Source organism: Chryseobacterium sp. (assembly GCF_041914225.1).
Taxonomy (GTDB): domain Bacteria; phylum Bacteroidota; class Bacteroidia; order Flavobacteriales; family Weeksellaceae; genus Chryseobacterium.
Genome location: NZ_JAYSDT010000002.1, coordinates 57,783 through 73,215 on the forward strand (window position 1 = coordinate 57,783; position 15,433 = coordinate 73,215).

At 37.0% G+C, this 15,433-nt stretch carries 18 protein-coding genes, 1 pseudogene and 1 riboswitch; of the genes and pseudogenes, 5 read left to right on the plus strand and 14 right to left on the minus strand.

Annotated elements, in window-relative coordinates:
• Positions 1 to 22: 22 nt before the first annotated feature.
• Genes ACE3RB_RS01225 through ACE3RB_RS01235 form a run of 3 tightly spaced genes read right to left on the minus strand, consistent with a single transcriptional unit; the run spans position 23 to position 1,811 of the window.
• Entirely contained in the window at positions 23 to 1,069 is a 1,047-nt protein-coding gene (locus ACE3RB_RS01225; protein WP_374462514.1) for an acetoacetate decarboxylase (ADC), read from the minus strand.
• 12 nt (positions 1,070 to 1,081) lie between these two features.
• Positions 1,082 to 1,306: a hypothetical protein gene (locus tag ACE3RB_RS01230; protein ID WP_374462640.1), complete on the minus strand. Its 225-nt coding sequence runs from the start codon at positions 1,304 to 1,306 to the stop codon at positions 1,082 to 1,084.
• Positions 1,275 to 1,811 (minus strand): type 1 glutamine amidotransferase domain-containing protein, encoded by a 537-nt coding sequence (locus ACE3RB_RS01235; protein WP_374462515.1) that lies wholly within the window; start codon positions 1,809 to 1,811, stop codon positions 1,275 to 1,277. The genes ACE3RB_RS01230 and ACE3RB_RS01235 overlap by 32 nt, the downstream gene beginning before the upstream one ends.
• A 287-nt stretch (positions 1,812 to 2,098) precedes the next feature.
• Here ACE3RB_RS01235 and ACE3RB_RS01240 point away from each other — a divergent pair.
• A pseudogene (locus ACE3RB_RS01240) lies at positions 2,099 to 4,138 on the plus strand (M13 family metallopeptidase).
• 5 nt (positions 4,139 to 4,143) lie between these two features.
• Here the strand turns inward: ACE3RB_RS01240 and ACE3RB_RS01245 are convergent.
• Both ACE3RB_RS01245 and pnuC read right to left on the minus strand, forming a co-directional pair.
• A complete protein-coding gene (locus ACE3RB_RS01245) occupies positions 4,144 to 5,037 on the minus strand; it encodes a cation diffusion facilitator family transporter (protein WP_374462516.1) in 894 nt (297 codons plus the stop codon).
• A gap of 1,078 nt (positions 5,038 to 6,115) precedes the next feature.
• Complete coding sequence (gene pnuC, locus ACE3RB_RS01250; protein WP_374462517.1) at positions 6,116 to 6,712, minus strand: nicotinamide riboside transporter PnuC; 597 nt, start codon at positions 6,710 to 6,712, stop codon at positions 6,116 to 6,118.
• 24 nt (positions 6,713 to 6,736) lie between these two features.
• Positions 6,737 to 6,845: riboswitch (TPP riboswitch) on the minus strand.
• Between the two features lie 125 nt (positions 6,846 to 6,970).
• On the opposite strand from pnuC, the gene ACE3RB_RS01255 reads away from it, so the two are divergent.
• Positions 6,971 to 7,432, plus strand: coding sequence for a DUF2383 domain-containing protein (locus ACE3RB_RS01255; RefSeq protein WP_374462518.1), 462 nt, complete (start codon positions 6,971 to 6,973; stop codon positions 7,430 to 7,432).
• Positions 7,433 to 7,566: 134 nt separating this feature from the next.
• Here ACE3RB_RS01255 and ACE3RB_RS01260 read toward each other — a convergent pair whose 3' ends face one another.
• Together ACE3RB_RS01260 and ACE3RB_RS01265 are read right to left on the minus strand one after the other, a co-directional pair.
• The gene (locus ACE3RB_RS01260) at positions 7,567 to 8,178 is read right to left on the minus strand and encodes a DUF4142 domain-containing protein (protein ID WP_374462519.1); all 612 of its coding nucleotides are present in this window, start codon (positions 8,176 to 8,178) and stop codon (positions 7,567 to 7,569) included.
• 115 nt (positions 8,179 to 8,293) lie between these two features.
• On the minus strand, positions 8,294 to 8,932 hold the full coding sequence (locus tag ACE3RB_RS01265; protein ID WP_374462520.1) for an alpha-ketoglutarate-dependent dioxygenase AlkB: 639 nt from the start codon (positions 8,930 to 8,932) through the stop codon (positions 8,294 to 8,296).
• A 192-nt stretch (positions 8,933 to 9,124) separates the two neighbouring features.
• Between ACE3RB_RS01265 and ACE3RB_RS01270 the strand changes: the two genes are divergently transcribed.
• The 3 genes from ACE3RB_RS01270 to ACE3RB_RS01280 are packed head-to-tail and all read left to right on the plus strand — an operon-like array spanning position 9,125 to position 11,036.
• Positions 9,125 to 9,325, plus strand: a complete 201-nt coding sequence (locus ACE3RB_RS01270) for a hypothetical protein (protein ID WP_374462521.1) — start codon at positions 9,125 to 9,127, stop codon at positions 9,323 to 9,325.
• Positions 9,318 to 10,163 (plus strand): hypothetical protein, encoded by an 846-nt coding sequence (locus ACE3RB_RS01275; RefSeq protein ID WP_374462522.1) that lies wholly within the window; start codon positions 9,318 to 9,320, stop codon positions 10,161 to 10,163. The genes ACE3RB_RS01270 and ACE3RB_RS01275 overlap by 8 nt, the downstream gene beginning before the upstream one ends.
• Positions 10,164 to 10,187: 24 nt before the next feature.
• Entirely contained in the window at positions 10,188 to 11,036 is an 849-nt protein-coding gene (locus ACE3RB_RS01280) for a cyanophycinase (protein ID WP_374462523.1), read from the plus strand.
• A gap of 56 nt (positions 11,037 to 11,092) precedes the next feature.
• Here the strand turns inward: ACE3RB_RS01280 and ACE3RB_RS01285 are convergent, their stop codons facing one another.
• The 7 genes from ACE3RB_RS01285 to ACE3RB_RS01315 form a co-directional block, all read right to left on the minus strand.
• Complete coding sequence (locus ACE3RB_RS01285; protein WP_374462524.1) at positions 11,093 to 11,665, minus strand: DUF892 family protein; 573 nt, start codon at positions 11,663 to 11,665, stop codon at positions 11,093 to 11,095.
• Positions 11,666 to 11,834: 169 nt separating this feature from the next.
• On the minus strand, positions 11,835 to 12,332 hold the full coding sequence (locus ACE3RB_RS01290) for an alpha amylase C-terminal domain-containing protein (RefSeq protein WP_374462525.1): 498 nt from the start codon (positions 12,330 to 12,332) through the stop codon (positions 11,835 to 11,837).
• Between the two features lie 27 nt (positions 12,333 to 12,359).
• Positions 12,360 to 12,923 carry an alpha-amylase family glycosyl hydrolase gene (locus ACE3RB_RS01295; protein ID WP_374462526.1) on the minus strand — a complete coding sequence of 188 codons (564 nt, stop codon included), beginning with the start codon at positions 12,921 to 12,923 and terminating at the stop codon, positions 12,360 to 12,362.
• The gene (locus tag ACE3RB_RS01300; RefSeq protein WP_374462527.1) at positions 12,814 to 13,275 is read right to left on the minus strand and encodes an alpha-amylase family glycosyl hydrolase; all 462 of its coding nucleotides are present in this window, start codon (positions 13,273 to 13,275) and stop codon (positions 12,814 to 12,816) included. The genes ACE3RB_RS01295 and ACE3RB_RS01300 overlap by 110 nt, the downstream gene beginning before the upstream one ends.
• Before the next feature lie 12 nt (positions 13,276 to 13,287).
• The gene (locus tag ACE3RB_RS01305; protein ID WP_374462528.1) at positions 13,288 to 14,040 is read right to left on the minus strand and encodes an SDR family oxidoreductase; all 753 of its coding nucleotides are present in this window, start codon (positions 14,038 to 14,040) and stop codon (positions 13,288 to 13,290) included.
• Between the two features lie 32 nt (positions 14,041 to 14,072).
• Positions 14,073 to 14,642, minus strand: coding sequence for a CinA family protein (locus ACE3RB_RS01310; RefSeq protein WP_374462529.1), 570 nt, complete (start codon positions 14,640 to 14,642; stop codon positions 14,073 to 14,075).
• Positions 14,643 to 14,660: 18 nt separating this feature from the next.
• Complete coding sequence (locus ACE3RB_RS01315) at positions 14,661 to 15,074, minus strand: low affinity iron permease family protein (protein ID WP_374462530.1); 414 nt, start codon at positions 15,072 to 15,074, stop codon at positions 14,661 to 14,663.
• Positions 15,075 to 15,433: the final 359 nt, after the last annotated feature.

A 15,433-nucleotide genomic window follows, 5' to 3' on the forward strand; every position in this document is an offset into this window, starting at 1 on the left:
TTTAAGTTTTTAGGTTATTGGATTATTTATTCTCTTCCTGCACCAGTTCTGGTGTGTATAATGCTGCCTGAAACTCCGGCTGATAATCATACTTAATCAGTTTATGTAAACCTAATGATTTGATAAAGGTTGACAAAGGGCCATCAGACAGGTTTAATTGGATGTCTTCAGCTTTTTTGCTGCTCGCTTTCTTTATGGCGCGAACATCGGTATAACCATGAGTTAGCTGCCCCTGCTTATTCAGATTGATGAAATTGGAACGGGTAATTTCCGGTGTTGACGCGGAGATATCCAGCTTTTTCCCTGCCATTGAAAAGTCAAAATTCCCTTTTTCATCATAGTAATTGAACGTCAGATTATTGCCTTCATTAGTATAGTCAATAGGTATCAGCCATTTTGGTAAATTGTAACCATAAACACCTCTCACTCTTGCCAGTTCCGTATTTACAGGCAGTTTCAGCACATAACCCCACAGATTCTTATCTTTAAGCTCACCCATCAGCGAAATCAATCCCCAGTTGCTTCTACCCGGTTGTGTGGTTACAATAGAGATAGACAATTCGTTATAAAAATCGTTATCACAATAATGGTAAGCGTAAGATGTAATAGCTATCAGTCCCTTGCCAGGCGTATAGGAAATCGGTTTTACCAGGCCTTTAACCTTTTCCGGTATCAGCTCTTTTATTTTGGCCATATCCGCAGTGTAAATAGCTGTTATGCTGCTGTTACTGTAATAGAAGTTCGGCGAGTAGGTAGTAAATCCCACTTCTTTTTTTTGCTTTTGAATGGTTTTGAACCAACTCAGATCAATATCAGACCTTTCCTTTGCCACTATATCCATAGGCGAATTGGAACGAAACCTGTCAAACAAACCGCCTTTCAGTACGGGTATCTTCTGCCCTGCCAGTTCAATGAGCGTATCCTTATCAGTAGGATTATTGGTTATCGGTTGTACACTTTCCTTATTTGAAGCAGTATTAACGGCAGCTTTACTTAGAAAAAAGCCAGGGGCAAAGAGCAGGATTATACCGATAATTACTACAATTGCCAGAATTTTTAATTTTTTCATTTTAGCCTGTTTTTAATGTTGATTATTTATGATTTTAGATTTTGCAATTTGTTTATCCAGTTCATGTATCATAACTTTTGCCATTTTCTTTGAACTGAACGGATTTTGCCCGGTAATCAGGTTACCGTCAACCACAACTTTGGAAGTCATCGGGATAAACGCCTTTCTGTAATCGGAGACTCTGTCTTTTAAGCTTGCTTCAAGATTAAAGGGGACTTCTTTTTTTTCTTCCGGCAAGACTTTCTTCAAACCAGTTATAGCCTGTAAGTTTTTTATCTCTGATCAGATAACTTCCATCAGATAATTTTACATTAAGCAAACCACCGACTCCATGACAAATGGCCGCCACCATTTTTCCGTTTTCATATTGTTCAGCAATAATTTTTTGAAGCGTTTTGTCTTCGGGAAAATCATACATTGTTCCATGTCCGCCTGCCAGATATACTACATCATAATTTTCATTCTCCACTTCTTTAAGACTTTTGCTGTTATTCAGCAGTTCACGGAAGGAATTGTCATTCCAGTATTTTTTTGAAACTTTATCCAGTGTAAAAAATTTCAGGCTTTCAGGATCTATAGGAATATGGCCGCCATTGGGGCTTGCGATGGTAACATCATAACCTTTTTCTTTTGCTGCATGGTAAATATGGGTGAGCTCACTCAACCACAGACCGGTAGGATAATTCCCACTCGCATATATATTGATATTGGTAACAATAATTAATATTTTGATAAGGCTCATTGTGTAGGTATTTTTATACAACAAAGGTCCAAAACATCTAATAGGTTAATGTAGCCCAAATAAGGAAAGTTGTAACAGAATCTCTGTTTTATGGATTATTTCAAATTGAAAAGTAAATAATGATTAAAACGATGGATGATAATAATTACCATATATCTTTTCAATATCTTTTTGGATAAAATAATGAAACAGCACATCATTAAACGGTAAAAAAAATGTATTACAACAAAATTTCTCGCTACCTTAAACCGTTTAACTAAATAGGTGAAGATTATACATTTATTAGTATGGAAAACTACAAGTTAACAACACTTTTAATTATTATAACGATACTATTTTCCTGCAAAACTGAAAAGAAATCGGACATTCATCCGGTTTCTAATAATTCAGGTTTTGATAACAGCAATATTGATTCTACTAAGAATCCATGTATTGATTTTGATGGCTTTGCCAATGGTAACTGGAAGAAGGAAAATCCGCTTCCCGCTACTGAAAGCAGATGGGGTGCCTTCGAAATTCTTGATCGGGACAACAAAGTGAAACTGAAAAACATTGTAGACAGCATAAGTAAACTACCTGATCTCAAATCAGGTTCAGAATCTCAGCAGATAGCTGATTTTTACAAATCTTATATGGATACTGCTACCATAGAAAAACTAGGACTTTCACCGCTTAACAGCTATTTTGAGCGAATTGATCATCTTAAAGATTATAACGACTGGGTAAACTTCTCCGGGGAACTTCAAAAGCTTGGTGTACCCACTTTTATCAGTTATAAGGTAGAAGCCGATGCTCATAACAATCAGATGAATATTCTTTCGTTAGGGCAAGGCGGACTAACTTTGGGTGATAAAAGCTATTATACTCTAAAAGAACCTAAAAATGTCAGCCTAAAAAACACAATGATCCGGCACATCGACAATATGTATAAAATTGCAGGCCTTAAAGAGGTCTCCCCTGGTTCTAAAATTTACGAATTGGAACAAAACGTGGCCGGTCTGCAGCTATCCAGTCTGATGTTGCGCGATCAGATAAAAACCTATAATAAGATGTCTGTCCCGGAACTCAGTCGCATAACACCACAGTTTAATTGGAACGGGTTTTTAAAAGCACAGGGAATTAATACACAGACTGTTATTATTGAAGACAGGGCTTATATGAGTAATTTAACAGCTGTTCTGTATAAAACACCATTAACTGTATTGAAATTATATACCCGGTGGCAGCTTTTATCTCGTTTTGCACCTTATCTGCCACAGAAATACAGCAATCCTCACTTTGCTTTTTTCGGAACAGTACTGGCTGGGAAAAAAGAACAAAAAAGCCGCATAGATATGGCCATCAAAGAGTTGGAGCAAGCATTGGGTATGCCCTTGGGTAAGCTTTTTGTTCAAAGATATTTCCTTGAGCAGGATAAACAAAAGATAGGTGAAATGATTGAGAATGTGCGCTGGGTTTATCATCAGCGTATAGACAGCTTACACTGGATGAGTAACAGCACTAAAGCTTCGGCACACAAAAAACTAAGCACAATGACTTTCAAGATCGGATATCCGGACAAATGGCCCGACTATTTCGGGATCTCCATACAACCATCACGTCTGATAGACAATATTATTTCTGTAGCAGTTTTTCATCATAATGAAAACATCAGGAAAATTGACAAACCAGTAGATAGAGGTGAATGGCATGCAACACCGCAGACCGTTGATGCCTTTTATGATCAATATACCAACAGTGCATGTTTCCCAGCTGGTATCCTGCAGCCACCTTTTTATAACCATAAAGCGGACGATGCTATAAATTATGGGGCCATAATCGCAGCAATAGGACATGAAATAACCCATGCTTTTGATGACAGAGGCTCTAAATTCGATGCGTCAGGTAATTTAAATAACTGGTGGACATCAATAGACAGACATAATTTTGAAAACCTCACAAAACAATACATTGATTATTTTAACCAAATGAAGGGGCAGCCGGGTTTACATATTAACGGACAGCTCACAATAAGTGAAAATATAGCGGATCTCGGTGGACTTACCCTGGCTTATCATGCACTTGAAAAAAGTTACGATAAAAGAAATCAGCCTAAACCCATTAACGGATTCACCTAGCAGCAACGTTTCTTTTTAGGATGGGCACAAATGTGGCATGGCAACATCAGTTCTGAAGCTTTACGTAATGAACTGCTTACCAATCCTCATGTACCTTTCAGGTTTAGAATAAACGGCCCTCTGGCACAATTAAGGGAATTTAAACAGGCGTGGAATTGTGATAAAAAAGGTTCAGCCAATTTGAATAACAAAGGGATAGAAATTTGGTAACCTTTTTATTCCGGCTGGATAATCACAAACCGAACGAACTTAAATTCATTTTTAATATCTGTCCGTATCCGTTGTGTGGCTTCGGTGATCTCTTCAGTATCAAGGTGCTCTTCCAAATCGATGATCAGCATCAATATTACCTCTTCCGGCGACTGGTAAGTGGACAGTATATTTTTTACTTTTACAACAGCGGCGTCCTTTTCTGCAAGTCTGGTAATTTTATCTCTCGTTTCGGAGGCGATTCCTTCTCCCATAAGTAAGCTCCTGCTCTCCCGTGCCAAAATAAAGGAAACAAAAACCAGTAATAACCCTACAATTACAGACGCTAATCCGTCCAGTTCAGGAATTTGCAGTGAATGGCTGAACCACATCAGAATCATTACAATGATAAGCCCTGCCACTGCAGCCCCATCCTCGAAAACAACAAGAAAGCTGGATGGATCTTTACTTTTGACAATTGCATCCCACCATCTCATCCCGTTGCGGGTTTGGTTAAATGCTCTTACAGCGATAATAAAAGAAGTTCCCTCAAAAATAAGTGAAAGAACCAGCACGATATAATTCCAGAAAGGGTCTTTCATTATCTCAGGTTCCATCATGTGCGCTACTCCCTGATAGATTGATAGTGCCCCACCCAGCCCAAATATTAAAATAGAAACTATGAAGGACCAAAAATAAAGTTCTTTGCCATATCCGAACGGATGTGATTGATCCGGTGCTTTTTTACTCCTTTTTATCCCATAAAGTATAAGCAGCTGGTTGGCGGTATCAACCGTTGAATGAATTCCCTCAGAGATCATGGAGGAGCTGTTTGTGAAACTTCCGGCAATAAATTTTGTCAGCGCAATTAGAAGATTTGCGGCCAGAGCACTGTAAATAGACTTCTGATTATTGTTCATAAGTTAGTTATAAATATGAAAGAAGGTTATTATCAGCCATTGTTCTCATATTTGATCATGTTACAAAAACCAAGCCGATGAAAATAACTGAATCCAGGTTCTGGTCTAACATTTTGTATTTATGTTTAGGCTTTGAAAATCCTTACACTTGATTTCTTTCAATAGCAATATGTGGCTGTTTTATCCGTCAAAGTAAGGTATATTTTATTCATTACTTTTAATACTCCAGGATGTGAAATGTTAAAAACCAAATAAAAACCTCCTGAATGATCAGGAGGTGAAAAAGTGTAAAATGAATTATAAGTTATGTGAAGTGGTGTTCAATAAAACTTTTCTCAACACATCAACGAGCATGCCAAATTACTCACTTAATATTGAATAATATATTTTTGTGGTATCTTTTTACGGGAATATCCTACCCTCAGATAAAATCATTTACTGTAACAGGTAAAATATTATAGTACTGTATATTTTTCGTAAAATGGAGTGACCTTTGTCTTTATAATCATTAAAATAACAAGATTATTGCATATCAGATATGATATAACCATTGTTCTGTACCACTCCTTAATGGTAACAGTAATCCAGCCATCCTTTTCTCTCCATTGGTACATTTCTTTTTTAAAATGCATAATAACATAATCCCTATTCTTACCGTTTAACGAAAATAAGTCTTGCATAATCTCTGATAATTTGTTTTACAAATTTTTATGGTGGCTTATTCCATGGGTTAGTTTATTATTCCAAATATAGTGAAATAATTAAAAATATACTATACAGTTGTTTAATATTAACGATTTTAACAATAATTTTAGAAAAATTCCTGTAAATTGTAAAAGATTGAAATTCCAGGTTTATATTTTTGATGAAAAAAATAACCTCTATTTCCGATCCCCTTTGGAGCATACAATTTATTGAGGTTATTCCCTGCTGAAACTTTCTTCAGTTCAGAGTTTTTTTTACATTATTTCGCTTGTATTCCAATGGAATAGTATTACAAAAATATCTAAAAGCAATGTCAATCATATTAAATCTATATTAACTTTATTTCAAAAATCAGGATATTTATCAGCAGTCTTTAGTACTGAGTATGGGCTTTGGCTTTAATAAGTTTCTGCCATTCCATATAACCCGAAATGGCTACTATAAATAAAAATGATGTTAAAACAGCATAGAGATATAATTCTTTATGCAGCAACAGCGGTATGGAAATTATATTACTGATATTGAGGACTACCCAGTTCTCAATTTTTCTTCGTGCCATAAGCCACATGCCGGCCCAAGCAAAAGCGCTTACCAGAGAATCCCAGACCGGAACATCCGAGTCGGTAAAATGTGTGAGAAAAGACCAGAATAAAATGAATGTTCCCAGAACAATTCCTCCCGCAATCCATTTTTCTGGTGTGGAAGTAACAGAAATTTCCATTTCAGATTTCTGCTTTCCGAATTTCCAGTAAAGCCATCCGTAGATGCTCATGATGAGATAATAAAGATTTAATGTGAATTCAGCATAAAGCTTCGAGGTCACCATTACGTATAAAGTAAGCAGAATACCTGCTATTCCGAAAAGATAATTGTTGGCATTGTTTTTACGGGCCAGTAAGACCTGAATTACCGAAAATAAAACCCCGAACCATTCAGGCCAGGTAATTTGTTTTAAAATGTCCTGCATCATATTAATTTTAGAAATCAAATGATGAGATGATCAATAAGCAATCCCTACGCCGGCATTATCCGGATCAGGTGTGGAAATATATCCCGGGTATCATCTCAGCCACTGTTATTTTGTAGCACCCCATTGTTGAGGCAAAGTTGCTGCTTTTTTCTCGAAAAAGAAAATTACATCAGTCTTTATTTCCGGATTATATGACCAGGATTATAAAAAACCGGTCAGGCAAATTATAATTTTATGGTTAGTTAAAAAAAATATATTATGAACAATCAACAAGAAATTGCAGTATTGAATGACTTACTTCACATTACCAACGACAGAATGGAAGGCTTTGAAAAAGTTGAAGGAAAAGTATGGGAAATGTATCCTGATGTAAAGGATGAATATGATCATATGATTTCCCAGTCGAAAATTATGAAAAATGAACTGATCAACCTCATCACAGAAAAACAGGGTGTTCCTGATGGCTCCACTTCCATTGTAGGCGCCCTTCACAGAACATGGATTGATATTAAAAATTCATTTACCATGGGAAATCTGGTAGAGTCTACCCTGGAAAATGTAGTGTTTGGAGAAAAAGCAGCTATAGAAACTTATGAAAACGCATTGATCAGCGGGAATTTAAGTGAAAAGAGTAACAAAATAGTATCCGAACAGCTTCGCAGCCTGAAAAATTCTTATAACCAGTTCAGGAAAATTGAAGAATATAAAAAGAAAGAGTAAAGTTCATAAAAAACCCCTCTTAAAAAGAGGAGCTTATTAATCAAGAACAAAATAATATTTAATCCTTTCAAAAGTATCAATTATATCCTGTCCTTTTTATGATGCAGGTCATAAGATCAGTAAGTTTCCCGATATTATTTTACTGCATTTTTAGCTTTTTCAGATTCCTGCAGGTGATGTTCCAATGTAGGAAGAGTTTTGCCGGCAAACGCTTTCAGAGAAGCTTCTTTTCCTTCTATGTATTCTTTCCGGAATGCTTCAATATCTTCTTTGTGATCACTCACCATAAGATCTGTATACTTTTTGTCAAAGTCTTTTCCTTTCTTGGCTTTCAGATCATCATACATCTTCTGCTTTTCGGCATCTAAGGTTGCAGGTAAGGTATAGCCGGCTCCTGAAGCCCATTTCTTAAGCTCGTCATTTGCTTTGCTATGATCTGTAACCATCATTGCTCCCAAAGATTTTACAACTGAATTCTCTGCATTGGTTGCTGCCAGTTTTCCCATCATTACTTCCATCAGTCCTCCTATGGCTGCAGCATCTGCAAACTTTTTGTCCTGATCGCTTAGCGTGCCTGCCTGGTTCTTTGTTTCAGGCATTTTGGTTGAGTCACTTACTGTCGTTCCCGATTCTACAGGAGCAGACATCGTCGTACTTTCCTGAGATTGGGTAGTTGATGTCGGTTCATTTTTTTTGCAGGCCATTAAAGCAGCTGCTGCAAAAATTGTTACTACAAAATTTTTCATAATAATAAATTTTAAATGGTGATAATTGAAGTCTGTAATGACTTGTTTATACAAGCAACAATTTATCTGCCAAAAACAGATCAGGCATGATCATAAAACAGTATGAATGAATATTTTAAGACTGATGAACCAACCGGAATGTCAGATTAATACGCTCTTTCATAGCCGTTACAGATTTAGCAATCCGATGTTCCCAATGTTCCTGCAAATCTCCCTTCATAATCAATAATGAGCCATGCGGAAGCGGAAGGCTGTATTTACTCTGATAGTGGTCTTTTTTTCTGAAATCAAAATTTCTGGTCTGCCCTAAGCTCACCGATGCAATCACAGGACGTTTGCCATATCTGCTTTCTTTATCTCTGTGCCAGGCAACGGAATCATTATGATCCCTGTACAGATTGAGCAATACGGAATTGAACTTATACCCGAATGTTTCTTCTATTCTCTGCTTCAGGGATAACAGTTCAGGTGTCCAATGATTGGTTTCCAGTTCACCATTCCCTAAAGGATAATCATTTTCCTGATCCCCATACCATGCGGTTAATCGTGGTGTTAAAACTGTCTTATCGTACATTTTCTGGGTCCTTTGTTTCCAGGAAACCGTTTCAAGCAGATGATCCTTAAGCTGGTCCGCTTCTTCCCTGCTCAGAAAATGCTCTCTGTACTCAAGAAGATCCTTCGGAAATTCGTACAGATCCTCCGTATTAAATAAACTAAGCTGTCCCATTGTTGTTGCTGTTTTCCGCCAAAGCATATAATTCTTTCAGCATATTGATACAAAATATATCTGCAAATATATTAAATATGATACATAAGTGAACGGTATTCTTTTCACAAGAGTCTGAACAATTTGTTTTCACCATTTGTTACTATCCGGAAATTGTGATTCACATCATAAATATTTCTCTTTTTGATCATTAAGTTTGATATAACCAAATTGATTATTATGAAAAAAGCAGCATTATATATGTTATTATTGCTCATGCTGTCGGCATGTACAAAATCCGAAACCCAATATACCGATCAAAATAACAGAAAAGAAACGGTAAATAACAAAGCTTCAGATACGATCCAAACCCTTACTGAAGTTTCAGACACCTTGCAGCAGGAAAACGACAGTATAAACGTAAAAACCGGTAATGAATAAGGATCATTATCCTATGTATCCAAAAGGCAGGCTCATCATTATTGGTGACAGCACTCCTGATACTTATCTGGAAGGAGAACAGGAACCGGATATCAACCAGATTCCTGCTCAGCTGTTCAACTTGTTACCAGAACATAAAAACATCCGTATTGAAATGATCATTTCAGATTCCAAGCCAGGATATAAAGAAAAGTATTCTGCTGCATTACAGAAGCATGGATATATCAACTTAGGGATTATCCATGTTCATCAGGAAAATAATTTTAATGATTATTATGCCAGAATCTCCCAGGCTGAAATAATTTTTATCGCGAATGAGGATCCGGAAATTTGTGAAATACTGAAAAAATCCGATATACTAAAGCTTTTACATAAGAAGTACATTCATGAAGAAGATTTTACAATTATCGGAATGAATGCCGCTTCAATGTATGTTCCAAGACTTTTGGTGAACGAAAAAGGAATTCATCAAGGTTTCGGATTTATCAATAACTGTATCATTGATACAAAATTTGAGTGCGGAACAAGATTTAAAAAGCTGATCAGAGCCATTATGCTTCATCCTGAATGTCTTGGTATTGGCCTTAATAACGGAATGTTGCTGGTTATTGAGAAAGGCTACAAAGCTTCCTGCTACGGCAGCAGTACAGTAATGACAGTCGACGCCAGGCATATTAACAAAAACAAGGCAGGAAAAGGAACTACTGTTTTTATGAAAAATCTCAGGGGACATATTCTTACTGAAGGATCAGGTATTAATTTATGTACCGGAGATCTTATTAAAGATAATCAGTTTCATAACAGTTTAAATTTTACCCGTAGAAATACAATTCAATGATTTTAACCTTAAATAAATTTACATATGATACCCAAAGGAAAATTACTTATTATTGGCGGTAAGGAAGACAGAGATGGCGATGAGCCTGATATGGAAGAAAAAAACAATAATTTTTCGCCCAACGAGATTCTTAAACTGCTGGTAACCTCTAAAGATGACCGTATTGAAGTAATTACAACGGCAACTTCTGAGCCTGAAGAAATGCAGGAAACTTACACCAAAACATTTGAAGAAATCGGATATACCAACTTTGGCTTTCTGGATATTTGTGATGATCAGGTACATACAGATTTTTATCTGAAAAGAATAGAAGAAGCAAAAACGATATTTTTTACAGGCGGTGACCAGGATAAAATCTGCAGGTTTTTGCAGCCCTCTGTTTTTACGGATATTTTGAAGAAAAAATATAATGAAGAAGAAGGCTTTATGATTGCGGGTACCAGCGCAGGGGCAATGTGTATGCCTAAAATAGTTATTCTCGAAGCAGTAAACGGAGAAGCAATCCTTGAACATGACATTGAGCTGGATTCCGGATTGGGATTCATTGAAAACTGTATTATAGATACTCATTTTGCTCACCGTGCAAGGTTCGGCAGGCTTGCGCATGCTGTGATTTTACATCAGGAATGCTGGGGAATCGGCCTGGGAGAAGATACTGCGCTTCTTATTGAGGAAGGACATAAGGCAACCTGCAGAGGATCGGGGTCTGTATGGATCATCAATGCAAAGGAAATCAGACAGACAAATACTGAAACTGCTAAAAAAGGATTTCCCGTTTATGTAGAAAATCTAAAGGTTCATATTCTGACAGACCATTGTAAAATTGATCTTATGAATAATATATTTGAAGGAACAAGTCCAGGAGACCGGTAACCGCAAAAAAAGAGACCTGATTGTTCAGGTCTCCTTTTTTTATAAAGATTGTATGTTTACATTGCTTTGCTGTTAAGATTGGTATCAGCAACTTTTGTAAGCAGTTCATCACATTTTTTTTCTTCTTCCAATGTGCTTAAAAAGTTTTTAAGACATTCTTCTTCTTTCAATACTTTTGCGAATGCTGCCAGTGTACCATACGTAGCAATTTCATAATGTTCAACCTTTTGTGCAGCTGCAATGATTCCCGCATCTCTTACTGCTCCCGGTTCTGTCTCTTCCATGATGCTTTTCCCTTCATCAAGCAATCCCTGCATGGCATCGCATTTCTTTGCCTGAGCTTTTTTACCCAGTGCTTTAAAGCATTCCTCCAGTCTTTCAACATGACCTTCTGTTTCGGTGATATGCTTGTCAATGCCTTTTTTAAGCTTTTCATCGGCAGCATTTTTCATCATTCCCGGTAGCGCTTTCAATAGTGCCTTTTCAGCCCAGTATATGTCTTTGAGTGCATCTTCAAAAAGGTCTTCAAGATTTTTGGCTGCATTTTTTTTATCCGGAGCTTTTGCGGATGTCTTCGCTGTTGTTGTTTTTTTGGCTGATGCTTTTTTAGTTGCCGTTTTAGTTTCCATAATATAATATTTTAGTGTTTGATTGATAATAAATCTGCAACTATAAGACCATTTTTGCCTGAAATACAAAGATGTGGTATCTAAAATGGCCATCGGTAGTTCATATTGTTAGATATAAAAGTACAGCTGTTTACAGTGAATAAGAAACCTACGGTTTATCTCCATTACTCTATTGTTTTCTCACCCATACACTTACCGAACCCGGATTTACCCGGAATACTGCTTTTCCATTCTGATCAGTAGAAATCTCTTCGTGACGGTTCTTCAAAAAATCAATATAGACTGAATCGGCATGCTCTTTCCCCAGTTCTATTTCTTTATAACCTTCTTCACTGTTAGACATAATCACAACGCATCCCGGATGTGTTTCATCTCCTGTCCGAACAAAAGCTATGCAGTTGGGATGATCAAAATAATCGATCTGTTTACCGTATGCAAAAAGCTTTCTTGCTTCAAGGAGACCAGGAAGTTCTTCTACCTTCGGCATGATGATATGTACTTCCTGGTCTTCTTTTATATCAATATATTCTGCGCCAAAAAGGTCAGGATAAAATACACAAGGATAAGCCTCATCAGTAAGAAGAATAATAGCATAAGCCAAAGGCTTGAACCAATCTTTCACCGCAGACTCAAGAGCCTGAAGCTGCTGCGTATCATGATTTTCCACAAAGGAAACGGAGAAGACGGGCTTCTTTTACAAAAAGCTTCCCTTTAATATTCCGCTCAGGTCATAATTTCTACCTTCCTCTGAAGCCCTGAAGAAATTATAATGCAACGGGGCATCAAAACAGGAAATGAGATCAGTCATTTTATCAGAAAAATATTCAATTTTCTCGGCTTCGTCTTTCCAGAATTCTCCCAGAATATAGCATTCAGGGTTAATTTCTGTCTTTATATATTGGGTCCATTCTTTCAGGAAGTCTGAAGAAATGTGTTTTAAAGCATCGAGGCGTATCCCTTCAACTTTAGTTGTATCCATATACCATTTGATCCAGTTTTTCATTTCCTGCACAACATAAGGATTCCGGTATTCTATATCAGCTCCCATCAGATAATCATAATTACCGAACTGGTGGCTTACGGCATCCGTCCACTCTTCACCATATTCATTATGGATTTTAAAAACACCCTTCAGCTCCTCTCCTTCTTTAATCCCATATGAAGTCCGAATAGACTCCTTTTCTTCCCGGAAAAGTAAATTTCGTATAGGCTGAAACCTCCATATTTTCAGAGATTCTTTCACTACGGTTTTCTTCATTCAGCTGATGCACCACCATCTTTTCTTCTTCATCTCCTCCCATCCTATGGTTTAAGACAATATCTGCATACACAGACATTCCCACTTCATGCGCTTTCTCTATGGTCAGTAAATATTCCGCTTTTGTCCCGTACCGGGTCGGTATACTTCCTTTCTGATCAAATTCTCCCAGATCATAAAGATCATAGACATCATAGCCACGCCCTTCCATATTGAGACTGCATTTATTGGCAGGAGGAAACCAGACGGCAGTAAACCCCAGATCTTTTAAATATTCTGCTTTTTCAGCAAATTCATTCCAAAGGTTTCCCGGATGGTACCAATGGAAAAACTGAATAATAACACCGTTCATATTTAAAAAGTATTAACCGTTAACAATTAAACCGCCATTCGGATGAAGAACCTGCCCGGTAAACTGTGCCGAAGCCTCTGTAGCAAGAAATAAAAAGCTTGCTGCCACTTCTTCAGTAGAGGCATTACGTTCTAACGGCGGTTTATCCTGATCCTCATCTTCTTCCCCGAATGTTTTTTCCGTAAGCGGAGTGGCTACAGGCCCGGGCGCTACGGCATTTACCCGTATTCCTTTGGGCTTAGCCTGAAGCGCCAGTGAGCGTGTGAAGGAAACAATGGCTCCTTTGGTAGCGGAGTAATCCAGTAGTTCTTCATGTCCCATATAAGCGGTGGCAGAGGTTGTATTAATAATAACACCATCCTTTTTTAAATGGGGAAATACAAATTTTGTCAGCAGGATCATTCCAATAATGTTTGAATCAAAAGTCTTGCGGATATCTTCTTCTTTAAGGTCCTCTATCGCTTTGCAAGGAACCTGTGTCCCGGCATTATTAATCAGGATATCTATTCCACCGAATTTGGAAACGACCTCATCAACAACAGTTTTACAGAATGTACTGTCATTAATGTCTCCTTCAAATGAGAGCACTTTGTGTCCCAGTTTTTCAATTTCCTGACTTGTTTTTTGAGCATCTTTGGCATCATGATAGTGTATAAATGCAATATCAGCTCCTTCTTTGGCAAACAAAAGAGCTATGGCTTTACCAATTCCGCTGTCTGCTCCTGTAATAAGGACAGATTTATTTTCCAGTTGTAAATCTTTCATAGGTGTGATTATAGTTTAGTATAGAAATAGTTTTATTCTTTGTTTTGTCGGTGCTTATCCAGCTCCAGTTTAAAGCATACCAGAATGAATTCACTGTAATAAAGCTGGGCATTAACAGATTTTGTCCTGGAATGCAGATCTAATTTTTCTGAAAGCACAACTTTTCCTTTATAAGCAATGGCGAAGTAGGCGAAAAGCTTTCCCTGTGATTCTTCCACCGGAGTAGCATATCCCGTTACTCCTATAGACCAGTCTGTTTTGTATATTTTACCTGCCTGTAACGCCATGGTTTCAGCAATATGGGGAGATACACTGTTATATTGCCTGGCTTCAGCAGCATCTACGCCAAGAAGATTTAGTTTTTCTTCTAAAGTATACGCGGTCATTCCCCCTTTAAAGAATTGGGAAGCATCTTTCATCTGGGAAAAGGAAAACTGCAGAAAGCCAGCAGTAACACTTTCGGCTGTTGAAACAGTTTCATTACCCAAAAGCAGATATTCTCCGATACGCTTAAACAGCTTTTCCAGTTCTATGACGAAATGCACTAATGATTTCACCGATAATGAATCAGCGTGAGCAATTTGTGAAGATTTTAAAATCATTGATTATATTTTATTATATCAGGACTTCCCCGGCTTTTCTTCTTTTTCGGAATCCTTCGGATCTTGTTGTTCTTTGGACAGCTGGCCAAGCTTCTCGTAATATTTATGGAGCTTGTCCAGTTCTTCTTCCGTCAGATCTTCAATATCAACCAGCCGGTTACTGGCTTTTTCATAAGATGCAATCAGTTCATTAAGCTTAATCTGAATAGCCTTGGAATCTTTGTTCTGGGTTTTTTGAATCAGGAATACCATCAGAAAAGTTACAATGGTGGTACCTGTATTGATAACAAGCTGCCAGGTTTCAGAATAATTGAAAAGAGGTCCGCATACAGCCCAGACAATAACCAGTAAACTTGCCGTAATAAAAGCACCGGGACTTCCGGTTATACAAACAACACGATCCGAAAACCTTTCAAAAAAATTTTTTTTCATAAATAATACGATTTGGAATAAAATGATGATACAAGTTATCGAAACAACAGTATAAAAATTATGATCCAAGTCATCTATAACTTGTATTGCTTAGCTATTATTATAATATATTCTTTAACAATATTTGGTTTTATTTAAAAATGTGGAGAACCACATAATTATTTTTATCCGTTAAAAACAAGCCGTTTTTTTCATCATTTTCTTTTATAACAAATTGTAAACGAAAGAGGTAAAATAATTAACATATTCAAAAAAGTGAGTCATAAAGCATGTTCCAAAAACTGAATAAAATCACTTCGTTAAGATTTAATACTTAATTAAAAAATAATTATCCATCTTTGCAGCCTTAAAATCAAACA